The sequence below is a fragment of the Flavobacterium sp. N1994 genome (assembly GCF_025947145.1).
Lineage (GTDB): Bacteria > Bacteroidota > Bacteroidia > Flavobacteriales > Flavobacteriaceae > Flavobacterium.
The window spans coordinates 2207947-2228156 of record NZ_CP109999.1 but is presented as its reverse complement, the minus strand read 5'-3'; the positions used below and the strand labels follow the sequence as shown (position 1 = coordinate 2228156).

Annotated in this window: 20 protein-coding genes; 1 reads left to right on the top strand and 19 read right to left on the bottom strand. The window is 33.9% G+C overall.

Features of this window, described 5'->3' with window-relative positions; all coding sequences use genetic code 11:
• Nucleotides 1–2: 2 nt before the first annotated feature.
• From OLM53_RS09920 to OLM53_RS09895, 6 genes are read right to left on the bottom strand one after another with little or no spacing between them, the layout of a single operon-like run.
• The gene (locus OLM53_RS09920; protein ID WP_264520076.1) at nucleotides 3–806 is read right to left on the bottom strand and encodes a DUF4292 domain-containing protein; all 804 of its coding nucleotides are present in this window, start codon (nucleotides 804–806) and stop codon (nucleotides 3–5) included.
• Nucleotides 806–2158 carry a tetratricopeptide repeat protein gene (locus OLM53_RS09915; protein ID WP_264520075.1) on the bottom strand — a complete coding sequence of 451 codons (1353 nt, stop codon included), beginning with the start codon at nucleotides 2156–2158 and terminating at the stop codon, nucleotides 806–808. Before OLM53_RS09915 ends, OLM53_RS09920 begins: the two co-directional genes overlap by 1 nt.
• A gap of 9 nt (nucleotides 2159–2167) precedes the next feature.
• Nucleotides 2168–3178 carry a sugar phosphate nucleotidyltransferase gene (locus OLM53_RS09910; protein WP_264520074.1) on the bottom strand — a complete coding sequence of 337 codons (1011 nt, stop codon included), beginning with the start codon at nucleotides 3176–3178 and terminating at the stop codon, nucleotides 2168–2170.
• 27 nt (nucleotides 3179–3205) lie between these two features.
• Nucleotides 3206–3640, bottom strand: a complete 435-nt coding sequence (gene dut / locus OLM53_RS09905; RefSeq protein WP_264520073.1) for a dUTP diphosphatase — start codon at nucleotides 3638–3640, stop codon at nucleotides 3206–3208.
• Nucleotides 3641–3643: 3 nt separating this feature from the next.
• Entirely contained in the window at nucleotides 3644–5101 is a 1458-nt protein-coding gene (locus OLM53_RS09900) for a lipopolysaccharide biosynthesis protein (protein WP_264520072.1), read from the bottom strand.
• A gap of 50 nt (nucleotides 5102–5151) precedes the next feature.
• Nucleotides 5152–5589, bottom strand: coding sequence for a GNAT family N-acetyltransferase (locus tag OLM53_RS09895; protein WP_264520071.1), 438 nt, complete (start codon nucleotides 5587–5589; stop codon nucleotides 5152–5154).
• Nucleotides 5590–5979: 390 nt separating this feature from the next.
• Here OLM53_RS09895 and OLM53_RS09890 point away from each other — a divergent pair, with 390 nt between their 5' ends.
• Nucleotides 5980–8067, top strand: coding sequence for a prolyl oligopeptidase family serine peptidase (locus tag OLM53_RS09890; protein WP_264520070.1), 2088 nt, complete (start codon nucleotides 5980–5982; stop codon nucleotides 8065–8067).
• A gap of 47 nt (nucleotides 8068–8114) precedes the next feature.
• Here OLM53_RS09890 and atpG read toward each other — a convergent pair whose 3' ends face one another.
• The 13 genes from atpG to OLM53_RS09825 all read right to left on the bottom strand — a co-directional run bounded on the left by atpG (nucleotide 8115) and on the right by OLM53_RS09825 (nucleotide 20209).
• Nucleotides 8115–8975: an ATP synthase F1 subunit gamma gene (gene atpG, locus OLM53_RS09885; protein ID WP_264520069.1), complete on the bottom strand. Its 861-nt coding sequence runs from the start codon at nucleotides 8973–8975 to the stop codon at nucleotides 8115–8117.
• A gap of 72 nt (nucleotides 8976–9047) precedes the next feature.
• Complete coding sequence (atpA, locus tag OLM53_RS09880; RefSeq protein WP_264520068.1) at nucleotides 9048–10625, bottom strand: F0F1 ATP synthase subunit alpha; 1578 nt, start codon at nucleotides 10623–10625, stop codon at nucleotides 9048–9050.
• 21 nt (nucleotides 10626–10646) lie between these two features.
• The gene (atpH, locus tag OLM53_RS09875) at nucleotides 10647–11180 is read right to left on the bottom strand and encodes an ATP synthase F1 subunit delta (RefSeq protein WP_264522443.1); all 534 of its coding nucleotides are present in this window, start codon (nucleotides 11178–11180) and stop codon (nucleotides 10647–10649) included.
• Nucleotides 11180–11680 (bottom strand): F0F1 ATP synthase subunit B, encoded by a 501-nt coding sequence (locus tag OLM53_RS09870; RefSeq protein WP_264520067.1) that lies wholly within the window; start codon nucleotides 11678–11680, stop codon nucleotides 11180–11182. The genes atpH and OLM53_RS09870 overlap by 1 nt, the downstream gene beginning before the upstream one ends.
• Before the next feature lie 109 nt (nucleotides 11681–11789).
• Nucleotides 11790–11987: an ATP synthase F0 subunit C gene (gene atpE, locus OLM53_RS09865; RefSeq protein WP_264520066.1), complete on the bottom strand. Its 198-nt coding sequence runs from the start codon at nucleotides 11985–11987 to the stop codon at nucleotides 11790–11792.
• Between the two features lie 30 nt (nucleotides 11988–12017).
• Nucleotides 12018–13139, bottom strand: a complete 1122-nt coding sequence (gene atpB, locus OLM53_RS09860; protein WP_264520065.1) for a F0F1 ATP synthase subunit A — start codon at nucleotides 13137–13139, stop codon at nucleotides 12018–12020.
• A 115-nt stretch (nucleotides 13140–13254) separates the two neighbouring features.
• On the bottom strand, nucleotides 13255–13653 hold the full coding sequence (locus OLM53_RS09855) for a hypothetical protein (protein WP_264520064.1): 399 nt from the start codon (nucleotides 13651–13653) through the stop codon (nucleotides 13255–13257).
• A 5-nt stretch (nucleotides 13654–13658) separates the two neighbouring features.
• Nucleotides 13659–13889 carry an AtpZ/AtpI family protein gene (locus OLM53_RS09850; protein ID WP_264520063.1) on the bottom strand — a complete coding sequence of 77 codons (231 nt, stop codon included), beginning with the start codon at nucleotides 13887–13889 and terminating at the stop codon, nucleotides 13659–13661.
• Entirely contained in the window at nucleotides 13855–14262 is a 408-nt protein-coding gene (locus OLM53_RS09845) for a bactofilin family protein (RefSeq protein ID WP_264520062.1), read from the bottom strand. Before OLM53_RS09845 ends, OLM53_RS09850 begins: the two co-directional genes overlap by 35 nt.
• Before the next feature lie 4 nt (nucleotides 14263–14266).
• Entirely contained in the window at nucleotides 14267–17122 is a 2856-nt protein-coding gene (locus OLM53_RS09840) for a tetratricopeptide repeat protein (RefSeq protein ID WP_264520061.1), read from the bottom strand.
• Nucleotides 17123–17273: 151 nt separating this feature from the next.
• The gene (locus OLM53_RS09835; protein ID WP_264520060.1) at nucleotides 17274–17972 is read right to left on the bottom strand and encodes an ABC transporter ATP-binding protein; all 699 of its coding nucleotides are present in this window, start codon (nucleotides 17970–17972) and stop codon (nucleotides 17274–17276) included.
• 21 nt (nucleotides 17973–17993) lie between these two features.
• The gene (locus tag OLM53_RS09830; RefSeq protein ID WP_264520059.1) at nucleotides 17994–19463 is read right to left on the bottom strand and encodes a DUF5687 family protein; all 1470 of its coding nucleotides are present in this window, start codon (nucleotides 19461–19463) and stop codon (nucleotides 17994–17996) included.
• A gap of 53 nt (nucleotides 19464–19516) precedes the next feature.
• Entirely contained in the window at nucleotides 19517–20209 is a 693-nt protein-coding gene (locus tag OLM53_RS09825) for a hypothetical protein (RefSeq protein WP_264520058.1), read from the bottom strand.
• Between the last annotated feature and the right edge of the window lies 1 nt (nucleotide 20210).

Here is a 20210-nt window from a genome sequence, read left to right as displayed (position 1 = left end):
TTTTATTTATTTTGATCATCTAAATTAATAAATATTCTGTCGTATCCCTCAGGAACACTATAGGGAAAAGTAAGATCTTCATTAAAAGTAACTGAATTATAGTCTATAGAAATCGTAGTTTCTCCTTTCTTTTGAATCGCCTTAATAAACAACCCTGATGGTAAAATTGCTGAAGCAAAATCCTGAAAATTAGGGTAATTTACTTCTAAATCTCTTTCTTTTTCGGGCTGATTAATTTCTTGTTTTGTTAGAAAGCAATGCGCTTTTTCAAAATAAAATGTTTTAAAAGATTGGTCTTCCATTGTGTTTAATTTATAAGACTCATCTGTTACCGATAAAGTATACTTCCCTTTTGCTAAATCGTCAATGGGTTGCCCTAATAACATATTCTGAATTCTATTAAAGTCTAAATCTGAACCAAGCCATTGGCTTAAAGCTTCATAATCTCCTTCGAAATAAGTTCCGTTTATTTTTTCATAATACTTCACTTGTGTTGGCGTTATCAATGCTTTTGCCATGGTTATACCGAGGAAACGAATACTTACTAAAATCTGCTCGCCTTTTTTTATTTTAATCTCAGCCGAAACATTTTGAGCGTTTTTGTCATCTCTGTATTTAGCGCTGGCTCTTATGTATAACGTCGAAAAATCATTTTTATTATTGTAATGATTTTGAATTATTTTTACAGAAGTTAGCGCACTATCAACTTTTACTATTGCTGGTGGAATTTTTGTGTCAACCAAAACCGCTTTTGATTTGCAAGACACTAAAAAAATAACAACTAGAATACACAATCCTTTTTTCATTATTTTTTTTGTTTTTTTATAAGCTCATTGGCTTTGGTAAAATACATTTCTTTTTTCTTATTATCACCCAATCCACTGTAGGCTTCACCCAATTGAATATTGAAATTGATTTCCAATGCTTCATCATCAACTACAAAATCCAATCCTGATTCTAAAATGGTTGCTGCTTTTTTGAAAGCTCCAAGTTGATTGTTGGCCAAACCCGCGTAATAATAAAATTGAGGTTGTGTTGGAAAAAGTTGTGTTAAATCATCTGCCTTTTTTACTAAAACACTAAACTGCTGCTTTTCGGTATGAGCTTGCATTAGTAAAAGCTGGGTTTCAATATCGTCAGCAGCACTTTTTAAATGCATTTCAAAATATTTAATAGCTCTATCCCAATCCGATTTTGAATAATAAAATTTTCCTATTTCTTTGGCAACATTGATCTCTTTATCATTGTCAAAATAAGAAATGGCTTTGTCTAAATCGGTTTCGAATTTTGGATTGTTTTTAGCAAAAAGCAAAAACTCATTCAACATGCGATGCTTAATTTTAGAATCTATTTTTCTACTTGGAAATACAATGTTCATCGCTTTTACGGCATCATCTCCATTATTATTATTCAAATAAAATTTAAACAAACTCACTTGTGCCCAATCAGAAGTTGGAATAGCTTTTTCCAATTTCTCAGCAATTTCCTGAGCTTTTTCTTCTTGATTACTTTGAGAATAAAGATAAATCAAAGCTATGTAGTTAGATTCTTCTTTGGGGAACTTCTTAATTTGCTCTATCAAATTGTTCTTTTCTACCGATTGGTATTTAGAATCTTTTAGAATAGTGGCTTTATACAATTCACGTTTTTCTGTCTTCCCAAACTTCTCATTCAATTCATTGATAAGGTCTAAGGCTTTGTCAAATTGTTGTGTATTCATGTACAATGAAGTCAAATCTTCTTTGTAATCTTCCTTGAATTCTACTAATTTTTCAACAATAACAATCGCCTGATTGTAATCATGGGTTTCATAACATACGTCATACATCCCCACCCAAGCCCAACGGTTTTTAGGTTCCATTTGGGTAACTTTTTCAAAGTTATCGTAAGCGTCTTTGTATCTCTTTTGAGCTAAATAATTCTTCCCTAATTCAAAATAAACTATCGGGTTTTCGGGCTCAATGGCCTTCCCTTTTTCTAAAGCTTCTATAGCTTTATCATAGTTTTCAATACTTTTTTGCTTTATAGCTTCGTAAAAATAATCTTGAAATCCATCGTCTATAGTGACAACATCATTATTCGGTTCGTTTTGAGCCATGATGATATTGGGAATGAAAAACATTCCAAACAACAAACTATAAATTCCAAGTTTTTTCATTTACTTTTTTTATTCTAAAACGGAATAATCTCCAATACTAATACTAGTAAAATCTCCATCAAAACTAGCATGATTTCCTATCATGGCATTGTCTAAGTGAGCATTTTTGATATGAGAATGATTTTGAATCAAACTATTTTTAATCTGAGCATTTTGAACATGACAACCATCGCCTAAGGAAACATTTGGTCCCACAACGGCATCAATTAAAACCACATCTTTTCCAATATAGCATGGTGGAATGATATTCGAGTTTTCCAATTTCACATCGTAATCAATCAAATGTTCTCCATCATTATGCAAAAAGCCTAACATTCTTGAATTGGTCTCCACGGTCACATCTTTGTTACCACAATCCATCCACTCATCCACTTTTCCTGGAACGAATTTCATGCCTTTGGCCATCATTTGTTTTATTCCATCATTAATTTGATACTCGCCGCCATGAATAATGTTATTATCCAAAACAGATTGCAATTCATTTTTCAGAACCGCTACATCTTTAAAATAATAAATACCAATCACTGCCAAATCAGAAACAAACTCCTTTGGTTTTTCAACTAACTCAATAATTTCATTGGCTTCGTTCAAATTAATTACGCCAAAAGCTTCTGGTTTATCCACTTGTTTTACCCAAATAACACTATCGGCAGTTTTATCTAAATCGAAATCAGCTCGAATTAAAGTATCTGCATAAGCAATAACCGCTGGTCCGCTTAAAGAATCTTTGGCACACATAATTGCATGACCTGTTCCTAATGCTTCATTTTGATAATAAATGGTGCCTTGAGCTCCTAATTTTTGGGCAATAGCAATCAAATCTTCCTCTACTTTTTTACCAAAACTTTCATGGATGATAAATGCTACTTCGTCAATTTTTTGATTTAAAACCCCCGCAATATCTTCCACCAAACGGTGCACTATTGGTTTTCCTGCAATAGGAATTAAAGGTTTTGGTATAGTTAAAGTATGTGGGCGAAGACGTGATCCGCGACCTGCCATTGGAACTATTATTTTCATGCTTTATGTATTGAAACTGTTTATTTTTTATTTTACTCCGGTACTTCCAAAACCTCCTTCGCCTCTCGATGTTTCTGATAATTCTTGAACAGAAATCCATTCCGCTCGTTCGTGTTTGGCAATGATTAATTGGGCTATTCTTTCCCCGTTTTCCACCACAAAATTTTCATGGGATAAATTTACTAAAATCACACCGATTTCTCCTCTATAATCGGCATCAACTGTACCAGGAGAATTCAAAACCGTAATTCCTTTCTTTGCAGCCAAACCACTTCTTGGTCTTACTTGTGCTTCGTATCCAATAGGTAGCTCAATGAACAAACCTGTTTTTATTATGGCTCTATCCAAAGGTTTCAAGGTTACTGGTTCCAATAAATTGGCTCTTAAATCCATTCCTGCTGAAGCAATGGTTTCATAATTAGGCAAATCGTGTTGCGACTTGTTGATGATTTTAATTTGCATAGTTTATTTTCGTTTGGCTATTCTTAATAAGGTTTCTTTTTCGTTACGATAAATGAAATATAAAAACAGCGATAGTAAAACAATTTTTAAAAGATAACTTTCCCTAACATACGGTATGTAAAACGAAAGCGCCGAAAGTACTACAGTCAATCCCAAATAACTGAAAATTTTAGGAAAGTCATACGGTATTGGATATTTCTTTTTCCCCATTTGATAGGAAATAATCATCATACTTCCATAAGCTGCAATCGTAGCAATAGCCGAGCCCGTATAACTCATTATCGGGATTAAAATAAAATTCAATAAAAGTGTTACAGCAGCTCCAACCAAGGAAATATAGGCTCCCACTTTAGTCTTATCAATCAACTTATACCAAACGGAAAGATTCGTATAAATCCCCAAAAAGAAATTCGCTAAAACAATCAGCGGCACGATCTTCATAGCATCCCAATAATCAGGATTAGGAACTAAAACTCTTTTAAACAAATCAGCAAAAACAATAACGAACAAACAAATAAACGAACCAAAAATCACAAAATATTTGGTAATAGTCGCATAGGTTTGCGGTGCGTTTTCATTACTCGCATGACTAAAGAAAAACGGTTCGATACCCAAAGTATAAGCCGTTCGAAACAAAACCATGAACAATCCCAATTTATAACAAGCAGAATAAGCTCCAATATCGGCTTTGCTTACATGCATTTTTTCCAATAAGATTTTATCAAAATGTTCGTTGATGGCAAACGCAATTCCAGCAATTAATATAGGGTAAGCATAATTCAACATTTTCTTCCAAAGTACCTTATCAAACTTCCCTTTGAGTTGAAAATAATCTGGGGATAGCACCAAGAATGTCAACAAACTAGCAATAATATTGGAAATAAAAATATAACCTATTTGAAAGTGATCATAATAAATAGTGCTCCAAAATCCATTCGGATTCCCTTGAGCCAATTTAGGCAAAGCCAATAAGAAAAAGACATTCAAACACAAATTCGTCATCACGTTTCCAATCTTAATCGCCGCATAAACCATCGGTCTTTTGTTGGCTCTAAGCTTTGAAAATGGAATAACAGCCAAAGCATCAAGCACCAAAATCCAAACGGTATAAGTGATAAATTGAGGGTCAATATCAGTCCAATGACCTAATGTTTTTCGGAATAAAAGTCCAAAACCCAAGAACAACAACGACGTCCAAAAAATAGAAATCGTAGCCGTAGAAATCACTTTCTTTTTATCCTCTTCCAAATTATAAAAACGAAAGAAGGCCGTTTCCATTCCATAAGACAAAATCACATTCAAAAAAACCAGATACGCAAAGATGATAGACACTTCTCCAAACTCCCCTTTGGGCAACACTTTTACATACAACGGGTTAAGCAAAAAGCTCAACATCCTCGGCAAAACCGTGGCTAATCCGTAAATGGCAGTTTGTTTGAAAAGATTTTTATATAAACTCAAAGTGTTGAATAAGGGTTTGGAATGGTAACAAAAGTAATTATTTCTTTGGTTTATGTTAGGCCGTTTGCATCTAAAATTTTGACGAAGTGAAAACCTTTAGGGCCAAACCCTTGATTATAGTAAAAACGGTGTGCTGCGAAGTTACTAGTGTATGCATCCAACACAATATTGGTACAACCCAATGCTTTAGCTTTAGACTCGACAAAATCACAAATCATCTTGCCAATTCCTTTAGAACGATGGTCAGGATGCACAATAAAGTTATCTATTTCCAAAGCTTTTCCGCACCAGAGTTTGGTTTGGAACCAAAGTCCGGTAACCCCAAGACATTGGCCATTTTCAAAAACCGCGACCTGTGAATAATGATTGGGAATCATTACTTCTAAAAAGGATTTATACTTTTCAGGTGTCATTTTGGTATACATTAAATGCATCAAATCAAATTGTGGCAACATTTCTTCTAACGAAGTAAGTTCTTTGATTTCCATGAGATATTTTTTATTTAAAAGTAATAAAAAAAGAGCCAACGCTTATTGTCATTGCCAAATGAAAATTCATTTGAAAAAATTACACTGCCTTGACAAAAAAATCAGGCGGCTTCAACAATCCTTCGAAGCTACGTTGATAATTACTCGTGGCTGCCTATTGTTAGAAATCATAACGCGTAATTATAAAATTGCAGTACCATCAATTATGCCCTTTGCTAAGGTGATAATCTTTCGCATGATATTGTTTAATTCGTTTAGCGTCAAACTAAAGAATTCTTGCAACTGCAGTAAAATATTATGACTTATGAAATACCCTTTTACCTAATTACTTTAAAGGAAATTTGTAAAACATCTGCTTTTTGTTACATTTACTTACAATATCTCCTTTTTATGAAAAGAATATCTCTTGTTACTTATTTGTTGTTATTTCCTGTTTTACTTTTTGCTCAAAAATATCCCGTCACTAAAAGTGAAGATAATAAGGTTTCGAAATTTAATATTTCTTATCCCGACAATTATTCCTGGTTGGAAAACATGGATTCTGATGAAGTTAAAAATTGGGCAAATGCTCAAAACGAAACGACTAATCTTCATTTCGAGGAGGTAAAAAAAGAATATGATATTGTTCGGAAAATTAATGAATATGATGCTTTTGCTTCCAATAGTCTTCCAACTAAAAAAGAGGCCTACTTTTATACCAGATATATAGTTGAAAAAGGCAAACCCACCGTATTGTTTTATCGAAAAGAATTAAACGATCAGGCAATTGAGCTTTTTAATCCTTTTAAAATTTACCGAAACACCACCGCTACTTTGATGAATTACAATCCGTCAAAAAACTCAAAATATATGGCTTGTGAGGTAAGTACAGATGGTAGCGACAAACACGAAATTAGATTTGTCCCTTTTGATAAAGCCAATGCTGTAGATGACATTATAAAAAACATTAAGTTTTCAAGAATGTCTTGGAACAAGGACGATGGAATTTTTTATATGCGAAACCGAAATCAAAATACGTTTGCAAAAGATTCAACTTATCAATTATACTATCACAAAATAGGAACCATTCAGGAAAATGATAAATTGGTATTTGATGCTACAAAAACAGGAAACCACTTTACTTATTTTATTAAAAAAGACAGGCTTATCATTATCGAATCTGATTGTAAGAATCCCAATAAAAACTACTATTCTGCTTCTTTAAATGAAGAAGAGTATCATTTGCAAAAGTTCTTAGAATTAGATGATACCATGTTTACTTTTCTAAATTATAATAACAATAAAGTGTATTTCTCGGGTAAAGAATACGATTGGGGTGAAATTAGGGCTTTTGACCTTTCTAACAAAAACGAAGAAACCGTTTTCATACCACAAATCTATAATAATCTTCTTGTGGATGCCGTTTTTACAGAAGGTTATATTTTTTGCAAATACAAAACTAAAAACAAATACTATGTGATTGCTTATGATGAAACTGGTAAGTTTGTTCGGAAATTCGATTCCCCAGAAGGGACAACTTTTGATATAAAATTTTATGATCCTAAAAGTAATAGCCTTTACATAAGTGTTTATTCTTATACCGTGGCACCACAAAATTTTAAATTAAATATAGAGTCTGGTGAGGTTCGCAATTTTTATAACGATTATATCGTTCCAAAAGGCACCCTCTTTTCTTTAGATCATTTTATCACCAAATCAATTGATGTTAAAAGCAGGGACAATAAAGACATTCCTATTACCATTCTCTATAAAAAGGGAACTGAATTAAACGGGAATAACCCAACATTACTTCAGGCTTATGGTGGGTTTGGCGTTGTTAGTGAACCCAATTATGATTCTGCTTTGATGTATTTTTTGGAAAAAGGAGGTGTATTTTGTTTTGCCGAAATTCGAGGTGGTGGGGAAAAAGGATTAAAATGGCACAAGGAAGCAATGAGATTAAAGAAAATGAATTCGTTCAATGACTTCATCGATGTGGCTGAGTATTTGATAAAAGAAAAATATACTTCATCTCAAAAACTAGCAATAAGTGGCGGCTCCTATGGCGGATTAGTGGTAGGTGTAGCGATGACACAACGTCCTGATTTGTTTAAAGTAGTAATCCCTAAAGTTGGGGTTTTTGATATGTTGAAATTTGATCAATATACCGTGGGCCGATATCATTTAGACGAATTTGGCAACCCTGAAACCAAAACTGATTTTGAGAACCTATATTCCTATTCTCCCTATCACAACATTAAAGAAAATGTAAACTATCCAATTACGTTAATCATAACGTCTAAAAACGATGATCGGGTACCGCCTTTTCATTCCTATAAATTTGCCGCTCGATTACAAAATAGGACTGCACAAAAAAACCCAGTATCCCTTGAAACAAGAGATGATTCAGGCCATTATGGAAAAATAAGTACCTATAAAAGTTATCAAGAAGACAAGGCTGATTTTTATGACTTTTTGTTATATCATTTAAATAAATAAGGCGTCTAATTTCTTAAACGCCTTATCATAATTATTTGAATTTTTTATTATCCTTTCAAAGCCTCAGCTCCACCAACAATCTCTAGGATCTCATTAGTAATAGCCGCTTGACGAGCTTTGTTATAAGTTAATTTCAATTGGTTTCTCAATTCCGTTGCGTTATCAGTCGCTTTGTGCATAGCAGTCATACGAGCACCGTGTTCTGCAGCAAAAGAATCACGAATAGATTTATACAATTGTGTTTTTAATGCTTTCGGAATCAAAGTCAATACAATTTCTTCTTTAGAAGGCTCAAAAATATAATCACCCGCTGAAACTGGAACGTCTGATTTAATAGGAGCTAATGGCAAAAATTGCTCGCTTTGAACGATTTGAGTAGCTGCATTTTTAAACTGGTTGTAAACAATTTCAATTTTGTCATACTCCCCAGAAGTAAACTTTTGAGCTAAATCATCTGCAATAGAAGCTACACTATCAAAAGTCAAATCATCATAAACAGTATTATTGTAACCAAGGACATTAATGGTCTTTCTCAAAACATCACCCCCTTTTTTACCAATAGCAAAAACATCTACTTGTTTTCCGGCATAAGCCTCTGCCACCACTTTTACTTGTTTCACAACGTTAGTGTTGAAAGCACCACACAATCCTCTATTCGAAGTAATAGCAACAATCAAAACTTTATTTACTTCACGTTGAGAAGTGAACTCTCCACCAGCATCACTATCTAAAGTGGAGCTAACATTTTGCAAAAGTTCGGTTAATTTTTCGGCATAAGGTCGCATCGCTGTAATAGCATCTTGTGCTTTTTTCAACTTTGCGGCAGAAACCATTTTCATCGCTGATGTAATTTGCATCGTAGATGAAACGGAACTAATTCGATTACGTATTTCCTTTAAGTTTGCCATTTTATTTTAAGTAATTAGTAAGCAGTAACTAGTGACTAGCTTATTACTAATCACTAATTACTATTCACTTTATTAATTATATTTTGCTGAAATTTCTTTAGCTGCTTTTTCTAAAACATCCGTAATGTTATCATCTAATTTACCAGCTTTCAAAGCTTTTAAAGTATCGATATGCTTGTTGTTTAAGTAGCTTAAATAATCTCTTTCAAATTCTTTTACTTTGTTCACAGGAACGTTTCTCAACAAGTTTTTAGAACCTGCGTAGATAATAGCCACCTGATCTTCTACTGTATAAGGATCGTTTACCGCTTGTTTCAAGATTTCAACGTTTCTTTTTCCTTTTTCAATTACGTTCAAAGTAACCGCATCTAAGTCAGAACCAAATTTAGCAAACGCTTCCAATTCACGGAATTGTGCTTGATCCAGTTTCAAAGTACCTGCTACTTTTTTCATCGATTTAATTTGAGCGTTACCTCCAACACGTGATACCGAAATACCTACGTTAATCGCTGGACGAACTCCCGAGTTAAACAAATCTCCATCCAAGAAAATCTGTCCATCAGTAATCGAAATTACGTTGGTTGGGATATAAGCAGAAACGTCACCCGCTTGTGTTTCAATGATTGGTAAAGCTGTTAATGAACCTCCACCTTTAACAATTGGTTTCAAGGCATCTGGTAAGTCATTCATGTCTTTCGCGATATCATCATCCGCAATTACTTTACAAGCTCTTTCTAACAAACGAGAGTGTAAGTAAAATACGTCTCCAGGATAAGCCTCACGACCTGGTGGTCTTCTTAACAACAAAGACACCTCACGGTAAGCCACCGCTTGTTTTGATAAATCATCATAGATAATCAAAGCAGGACGACCTGAATCTCTGAAATACTCTCCGATAGCAGCACCTGCCATTGGAGCATATACTTGCATTGGAGCAGGGTCAGAAGCGTTAGCAGCCACAATAATTGTGTAAGCCATAGCACCTTTTTCTTCTAATGTTTTAGCAATTCCAGCTACTGTTGAAGCTTTTTGCCCAATAGCAACATAGATACAGAATACCGGTTGACCTGCATCATAGAATTCTTTTTGATTCAAAATGGTATCGATACAAACGGTAGTTTTACCCGTTTGACGGTCACCAATAACCAACTCACGTTGTCCTCTACCTACAGGGATCATCGCATCGATAGATTTGATACCTGTTTGTAATGGTTCTGTTACCGGTTGACGGAAAATAACTCCAGGAGCTTTTCTTTCCAATGGCATTTCAAATAGTTCACCACCGATTGGTCCTTTACCATCGATTGGGTTACCCAATGTATCTACAACACGTCCTACGATTTGCTCTCCTACTTTTAAGGAAGCAATACGTTGTGTTCTTTTTACAGTTGACCCTTCTTTGATTCCAGTTGATGGTCCTAAAAGTACCACCCCAACATTGTCTTCTTCTAAGTTCAAAACGATAGCCTCTAACCCGTTATCGAATTGTACTAACTCACCATATTGTGCGTTTGACAAACCGTATACACGAGCGATACCATCACCCACTTGAAGAACAGTTCCTACTTCTTCTAACGTAGCTCCAGATTGAAATCCTTCTACTTGTTTCTTTAATATTGCTGAAATTTCAGCAGCTTTAATTTCCGCCATTTTGATATCTCTTTAATGGTATTAATTACTAAACTCTCTTTTTAATTCTTGCAATCTGTTGGCCACAGAAGCATTGTATTGTTTATCTCCAATTCTCAATATAAATCCTCCAATAATACTAGGATCTACAGTATTTTCAATAGTTATTTTTTTGTCTGAAATCGTAGCCACTTTTGCCAAAACTTTTGCTTCTAGAGCAGCATCCATTGGAAAAGCAGTAGTTACTTTAGCTACCTCAACTCCGTTCATCTCATCAAACTGAGCACTGAATTGAAAAGCAATGTTAACTAAAAGTTCAAATCTTTTGTTTTCTTGTAGCAATCTGAAAAGCGATTTAGTTTCTCCTTGAACTGAACTAAAAACTTCTGTCAAGGCATTCATCTTCAAATCAGAAGCGATGATGGGACTTGCCAAAAATTCATTCAAATCAGCATTAGAACCAACAGTAGTAAAGATACTTTTCATATCTTCATTAACCTGGCTGGCTTTTCCGCTTGAAACCGCCGTTTCTAAAATTGCTTTCGCGTATCTAATCGCAGCTCTTGACATACTAATTAATTTGATTTAACGTCATCCAACATTTTCTCCACCAATTTGGTTTGAGCTCCTTTGTCAGCCAATTCGTTTCTTAATACTTTCTCAGCAATTTCAATAGACAAGCTAGATACTTGAGTTTTCAATTCCGCCATAGCAGCATTTTTTTCGCTATTGATGGCCGCTTTAGCTTGCTCAATCATTTTTCCTGCTTGCACTTGAGCTTCTTCTTTAGCTTCAGAAACAATTTTGTCTTTAATTTCTCTTGCTTCTTTTAGCATCGCGTCTCTTTCAACTCTAGCATCGGCTAATAATTTTTCATTATCCGATTTTAAATTTTGCATTTCTTTTTTAGCATTTTCAGCTGAAAGCAATGCATTCTTAATGCCTTCTTCTCTTTCATTAACCGCATCCAAAATAGGTTTCCATGCGAATTTTTTCAATAAGAAAATCAACAACAAGAAAATTAACGTTTGCCAGAAGAACAATCCGAACGAGAAATCATTTATTAACTTTTCCATAATTTAATTTGTATCTATTATGTAATGTATAGTGTAATTTTTTATTCTTTTAAAGATAAACCAAAGCTACAACCAACCGTTGCAGCTTTTAGTTTATTGTTTTTTTGGATTAAGATACAGCAAATAACGCTGCGAATCCGATACCTTCAATAAGTGCCGCTGCAATAAGCATCACTGTTTGAATTTTTGCTGTAGCTTCTGGTTGACGAGCGATAGCATCTAATGCAGAACCACCGATTCTACCAATACCAATACCTACTCCAATAACTACTAATCCTGCTCCAATAAGGTGAAGATTTCCTTCCATAATGTATATATATTTAATTAAACATTCAATTTAGTGTGCTTCATCATGGTGGTGTTCTTCAACAGCCGCACCAAAATATAAAGCGGTTAACATAGTAAAGATATAAGCTTGTAAAAGCGTTACTAAGATTTCAATTAATGAGATGATGAATGAAAGTCCAAAGGTTAATGGGCTTCCTATCCAGCTTTTGAAAACAAACATCATTCCTATCAAACTCATTATTACAAGGTGACCTGCAAACATATTCGCGTACAAACGAATCATTAAGGAGAAAGGTTTGATAATCGCTCCAATAAGTTCAATTGGTGCTAAAATAAATTTCATTGGAACAGGAACTCCTGGCATCCAGAAGATGTGCATCCAATAGTCTTTCTTAGCTGTAAATGTAGTAATGATGAAAGTTAAAACCGCTAATCCAAAAGTTACCGAAATATTTCCTGTAACATTGATTCCGAATGGTGTCATACCAACCACGTTCAAGAACCAAATGAAGAAAAATACAGTCAATAAATGACTCATGTATTTTTTATAATGTTTCTCTCCAATATTTGGAATCGCAATTTCGTCACGAACAAACAATACAATCGGCTCAAAAAATCTACCAGCACCTGCAGCTACTCCACCATTTTTGGAATAAGAGTTTCCTAAACTTCTAAACAATAAGAACATTAAAAGAGCAATCACTAACATGGAGAAAACTCCTTTTGTGATAGAAAAATCAAGGGGTTTAGCATTAGTTGGATGTTCTCCTTCTCCTGTTAAAGTTCCTGAAGCGTCTGTTTTGTAGATTTTTTCGTGATGTAAAACGTAATAGTTTCCTTTGTCTTCTGCCACTGCTTTACCATCATCGAATTTTGAAGATGAAAAAACATGAAGACCATCAACATCCCAAAGGATGATTGGTAATGGAAATCCGTATTCTTTTCCGGTTTCTTTATCGCCAAAGAAATTAAAACTGTGTGCATCTAAAACGTGATGGTTTTTTACTTCATCAATTTGTTCTCTTATTTCAGCTTTTGGGTCTTGACTTTCTTTAGCAACAGACTCTTTGTTTTCAGATGTTGCCTCAGGTGAATTGGCCAATGTTACTGAAGGTAAAAATGCAATAAAAGCTACTATACTAAAAAGGAATGATTTTTTCGAAAATACCATAACTATGTTTTGTCTAAATTTTATTTCTGAAATTTGGTGCAAAAGTACACTTTTAATTAATATTAAAAAGTATATGTTTTATTTTTTTTGATGGAATTCTTGATTCTAAAACAATTTATTGCTTATTGTTTAAAATTCTGATGGTTAGAATGGTTTCTATTGCCAAAAAGTAAATAAACACAACAAAAAAGTTCATCTTTTCAGTAGGTGTTTTTGGAAGATGGATATGGATGATTGGTCTGAGAAGTAAGTATGCAATAGCCATCTTCAAAGTGGTGAATGCCAAAAAAGCATAGCCTACCGAATTCATCATTACCTCTTTGACCTTCATCAGAATAAAAACTATTACCATAGAAAAGAGCATAAAAAGCAAATATAACAGCGGAGTTGAATAGATAAATTGGTCTTCAAATTCCTTTGGAATAATAAAATACGCAAGGCCTTTGTGAAGTATAAGCCCTACTATTGCTGCAATTAAAACGATAAAAAGGTTGGAGTATTTTTTAAAATTCATTATTCTTATTCTGATTTGTTAATTTCTTTTAATTGGCGAGCTATGTTATAAAAAGCAATAGCCACACCAACTAAAGTTAGTATCTTGACATAGATATTATGTTGGTTATGATATTTGCCATCAAGCCACTGGCCCAATTGAGAAAACAAAAAAACAATAACACCCATTTGAATGGGAATGTTAATGAGTGCTAGCCATTTATTACGACGCTGTTTGTTCTTCTGTTGATTTTCCATCGGTAATCATGTTTTTTACGTGAGGTCTCATTATACAGGAAGCGCTAAACTCTGCTCCAGGTTCAACCGAAAGTTTTCCACAAACTACCTCACCATGAATACTGGCTTTGGATTTTATATTAAGAATTTCTTGGACTTGAATTTTACCTTCGAACTTACCCTCGATGTCGGCATTTTTACATATGATATCTCCTTTTACACTTCCCGCAGGTCCGATAACAATTTTTCCTTTGGATTGAAAATTGCCTATCAAATGGCCGTCCAAACGAAAATCAGCTGGAGAAATGATATCTCCATGTATAGAAGTTCCTTCTACAATTCTATTGGTTTTACCTAAAAGATCTGTATACGATTTTGGACTTTTCTCAAACATCTTTCTATCCTTTTTTATCCGATTTTTCAAAACCTCCTGGTGAAGGTGGTGGGTCAAATTGTTCACCTCCAGATGGATTATCTTTCATTTTCGCACCATTTTTTATATCTTGGGCTTTAGATTGCTCTGTTTGCTCTGAGTTATTATTGTTTTGTACTGGTGGTTTTGGTTGCTGTGGTTGCGTAGCTTTTTCTACCGTTCCGTCCCAATTTGGTTTCGTTGCATTAGCTGGTATATTTCCGGATAAATAATCCGCTAAATTCTTTTTTATTTGTACCACCGTATAATTTTCAGTAGAGATAATTATTGGTGTTTGTTGCACTTTATACTCTTTAAATTCTTTTAAAACTGTAGCTACTCCATTGGCCAAATCTTCTGAAGTCATACCATGTATTACTACAAAATTATCAGTCATAGTGTATATATCCAAAGAAACAGAGAGCTTAGTTAAATTTCTATCGGTAATGAATTTTTGGATTTTATCACGAAGCGTTTTTGTGGGTGCGTCTTCAAAATCTTTAGTACTATAAAGTACTTTCCAATTTTTTGAATTGTCCTTAGACAATTGCAAGGCTTCTAGTTTTGGCAAATCAACCGCAATCATTTTTTCAGCTCTTTTCCCTTCCTCAACATTAGGATAATTCAAGGCAACATAATTTAACGCTGTTTTATAATCAGCAAGACCATTCAATTTACCAGTTAAATTAGCTTTTAATAATTCGAATTTAGGTACAATTTCGTCACCAGCAAATTTGTCAATGGCATTGTTTGTAGCTGTTAAAACCGCTTTATAATCGCCTTTTTGATACTGTTTATAAATGTTCTGATACACTCCAATAGGAGAATCGCTAGACTCTTGAATTTCGCCTGATGGGTTTTTTAAAATTTGAGCATATCTAGAATCTGGATATTGATTGATGATACTTGCTTTCATTGCTTCAGCTTTCTCTTTATCTAAAATCTCATAAAGCTTATACAAATTATACATGGATGGCAAGACCAATCTTTCTTCAGGATTTCCTCCTAATACTTTTTCAAATCGGTTAATGGCTAACTGATATTCTTTGAATTTTTCTTTATAAATAACCCCCAGTTGATAATTAGCAAAGTTTCTTTCTTTACCCAAACTATCTATAACGGTTTGTGAATTAGGGATTTGATTTATATAAAAATCAGGTGTAAATCTTTCCTCAACCTCTTTAGTGTCTTTGGCATCTTTATCTTTTTCCGAATCTGTTGTTTCTGAATCTTTGTCTTTACTATTAATTTTGTCGTTTAGGGAGGCTACTCTCCAATTATCTTGCAACGTTCTTTTGCCCCAAATTTTAGTAAATTCTGTTTTACCAAAAGCAACCGTAGTTGGATTATAAAAGTAAAAAGAACCATCTGCTGCAGAAGCTATATCGTTTTTACCATTAGTCGCCGATTTAGAGTTACTAGTAGTTGAAGATACGCCATCTTTAGAATTGATATCCCCTGCATTGCCGCCGCCTGCATTTCTTTCTTGGTTTTCTTTGATTTGGGCCGCTTTGTCAGCTACTTTTTGTTTTTCTTCTTCTTCTTTTTTAAGTTTTACGATATACTTATCAAAGTAGGCTGTTTTTTCAGAACTTGACATGTTATAAAGCGTAATAATACTATCATTCGCTTGAGCTATTCCTTCATATTTTATAACATCATCTAAGTTTTCTCTTTTCTTTTTAATCAAATTATACTCCCGAGTTCTTGGTTTTAATTGAACCAAAGTACTGTCATAATATTTTCCCGCAGTAACAAATTTTGATTCTATAAAATAGATGTCTGCTAAGTTTCTGAAATTGGACGCTAGAAGATAAGTGTCGGATGATTTCTTTCTTATGGATTTATTGTATTCTTTTACAGCTAATGCTCTGTTGTTTGTTTTTTCACGAAATATAGCCAGCTGGTGATGCAATACATCTAAAAAAGGTCTGTTTTCTCTATCTTTCAACAAGTCATCATATTTTTTTAAAAACGCAATCGTATCTCCTTTTTGATAGTCAAATTGACTAGCTTGTCTAGCATGAGCGTGGATAACATATTGTCTTGCTGCTTTTCTATGCATGTCAATGACCGATTGATAACTAGCATAAGCACTGTCTTTGTATCCTAGTTGTTCATACAATTGTCCTAAAATATAATTGTATCGAGATTCTTCCTCTTTCAACTTAGTAAATTTTTTGGCTATTTTAAGTTTGGCTACAGCACTGTCCTTTTCTTGTAGATTAATGAAAGCTTGTGCTAAAGTTGCATTGGCATCGGCAAAAACTTGATCTTTAAATTTGATTTCCTTTAATAATTTTCTAAGGTTATTTACCGCCAAAGCATCATTATCTAATCGCATGTTGGTTTTTTCTCTCCAAATTTTTACGATATAAATCTTATCGCTTTTTGGAGATTTATTTAACACATAATTGAATGCGTCTAATGCTGGCACAAATCTTTGATCATAATACCTCGCCTTCCCAAGCATTAAGTACGCTTCATCCATTTGTGGGTTTTTTTCAGAACCCTGAATGTTCATAGAGTGCTTTTGAATGGCTTTAGTAGCTTTGGTTTCTGCTCTATCAAAATTGGCATTTTTAGTATTGCCCGGTGCAAGGTTATCCTCAGTGATTTGCATTCTTTCTACTGGAAGGATTTCCCAAAAGTTATCATTATATTGACTTTTTACCTCAGCTATTCCTTTATCTATAGCGATTCCACCATTATACAATATGTTGTCTTTAGTGCTTAAGGCATGTGAATTTCTGGAAAGGAAGGTGTTTCTTTTGGTCGAACATGCTATAAATAAAAGCACTAATACCAAGTAAACGATATTTTTAATTGTATTGGTTTTCAAAGCAAAACGTTTAATGTTATAACGCAAATAAGTCATAAATAGTATAACTAACTGGTAAAAATACGTTTCTTTTTGATATAGCAAAAAATTAGCGGTAAGTTTTTACCTTATTTGATAAATACTTACCGCTATTCTTGATAAACACTAGAATCTACACTGCAAAAAAGGCTTCCAATTCTTTCAAAGTTTCTGGTGATGTTTGAATGTCTTTCACTACTTCTCCTAAATGAAGTGCCACTATCCTATTACAAACCTCAACCGTGTGCACCAAATCGTGGGAAGAAACCAAAACCGTTACTTCCGGGTTATCCGCTAATTCTTTAATAATCTTCTTTAATCGATTTACTGTGGTGGGGTCTAAATTAGCAAACGGTTCGTCTAAAATAATAACCTGAGGATTTCCAATCAAAGCGGCTATAATCCCCACTTTTTTCATATTCCCTTTGGATAAATCTCTTAAGTATTTCTTGCTGTTTAAAATTTCTCCGTTAAAAAACTCATTGTGTTTCTCCAATAAAGCATCGACATCGGCTTTGTTCTGACCTCTTAAATCGCCTATGAAATAAAAGTATTCTTCAGCCGTTAAATAACCAATCAAAAAACTCTCATCAATAAAGGCAGCCGTAAAGGGTTTCCATGCCTCGCTTGTATTTACTTGAACATCGTTGTTAATGATATGCCCAGAACTTGGCTGAATTAAATCTAATAATAAACTGAAAAAAGTAGTTTTCCCAGCCCCGTTATTCCCCACTAATCCAAAGCTTTGTCCTTTTGGAATTTCAAGATTGTTGATGTTTAAAACCGTTGCGTTTAAATTATATCTTTTGGTTAAATTAGTAACTTGTATCATGATGTTAGTCTGTGTTTAAATTTAATTTTTTTGTTTGTAAGCCGCTATTGTAGCATATTTTTCGGTCTTGTAGATTTTCTCAATTTTAGAAAACACTTTGTCTCTTAAAGCAAAGCCTAACACTCCGGCCAAAGCCACCAAAAGAAATCCAACATTAGCTGAAAACAAATAATACCCTGCTGCATATAAAATCATTGGAACTAGTAGTTTTGGAATTGAAATCAGCATCGTTTTCACATTAAATGCTTGCTTATCGCCAAAAGCTTTATTAGCCATAGTCAAATCTATCGGAGTCTTAACAAAAGCTCCACCAAGCAACACCAAATGCGAGTTAACCCCAATATTATAAATAGCACCCACCACAATTAGCATATAAGTTTGCCATCCGAAATACAAATAAAAGGAAGCAATAATGGTAGAGATGATAGTCGCAATAACCATCAGCCACCATTTTGAAGTTAGATATTGTCGGTAACTGATATTTTGACTCATCATCAATTGATAATACGAACTGTCCCAACTCGGTACAAATTGTCCAAACGTGAATAAAAATCCACCCGAAACAAAAATACCCGCAAACACGTGCATCGCCGGATTGTTATAAGCTTCAACCGAGTTAGTAAAGAATAATAATCCATAAAAAATGAAAAGAAAACTCATAAAAACGGTAGTTCTAGAGCGTTTGTTTCTTTTCAAAAGTTTGATGTCATTTTTAAGGAAGGTTCCTAGTGTACCAAACTGATTCAACCATGTAAGGTTTTCGGTTTTAGCTTCATCACTCTTTTTAGCCAAACCAGTATCCAGATTTAAATCTCTTTTAAAACTATCAAAAGCAAAATAATAAGTCAACGCAGCTAAAAACAAAGGCAATAAAAACAAATAATTGGTGCTGTATAATGCTTGAAAGAAGGGTTGTGTGTAGTTGGTAATATCAAAAACATGACAATATTGGGCCGCCCCCAAAGCTACAACAACCGCCAACAAGCTATAAAAAACACTGTCTTTGTTGTTGATTAAAACATTGACAAAATTATTAGTGTAAATCAATCCCGCAATTCCCAAATGCCAAAAAATAACTTGATAGCCATACCCATGAGTGAACAATACAATGGTAAAAGGCAAAAAGAAGAAAACATGCAGGACATTGAAAAAAGAAATGATGGTTTTCCCTAAAGAAAAATGAACAATCGTGTTTCTTTTAATGGGCAAAGTCAATAGAGGTCGAATATTCGTAACCGGCATTTTTTGGAAAAAATAACGAATCACTAAGTCGCCAAACAGATAATAAATCAGATACTTGTTGACGGTTGCCAGAGGTTCCATGTGGAGGTCTTCTTTCAACAAAAAGAAAACGCCAACTCCAGCTGCCACAAAAATGACCATAAAATAGGCTGCCACAAAACCCATTACAATTTTTAAAGCCAAATTAGTGGCGAACGAAGCCGATCGGAAAAAAGCTTTCCATTCTAGCTTGATAAAGTGTTTGAACATAGTTGATGGTTTAGGTTTCGAAATTAGAATATAAATGTAGAAAAAAGTTACAATTATTGCATCATTTCATATTCAGGATAGGTTTGTTGTAAATAACTTGCCGCTTTAGACGGAATTAAAACCAATACTATATATTCGGTTAAAAGCAACAGCACAAACAAGAAGCTAAAGAGCCCTAAAAGCCATTCAGGATAACTAGAATGACTTCCGTTTATAGCAAATTGTACCAAAATATTCATCATCCCAGCTTTTGAACTGTACCCAAAGATTATTTCCTTTAACAACCACTTTTTGCCTGTTTTGGCAGTTTCTTTTTTTCGCATTTGTGATGAAATAAAAAGCCCTATAATAAATATAACTACTAAAATTCCTATCAACCAAGACATGATTTCAAAACTCTCTTGAAAAGACTTTACTACATAATAAACTAGACCTATACCCGAAAAAGTTGCCATGATTTTTGGAATACTAAAAAAAGTTTTTAGTTCCCTCAAAACCATTTTGTTATATTTTTTATTCAAAGCGGCTTGTCGTTTTTCTACCACTTCCATAAAGCCGAAAACACCAAATTTTTTAAACTCTACTCGCAAAGCTTCTTCAAAGGACAATTTGGGATTAACAATCCATTGTTCTTCAATAGCATTTGCTAAATGATCTACTAATTCAGATTGCAAATCATAATATTCTACGTAATGCAGGCGGGTAAAATCGTATAGTTTTTCTATTTGTTCTGCACTTAATTTCATC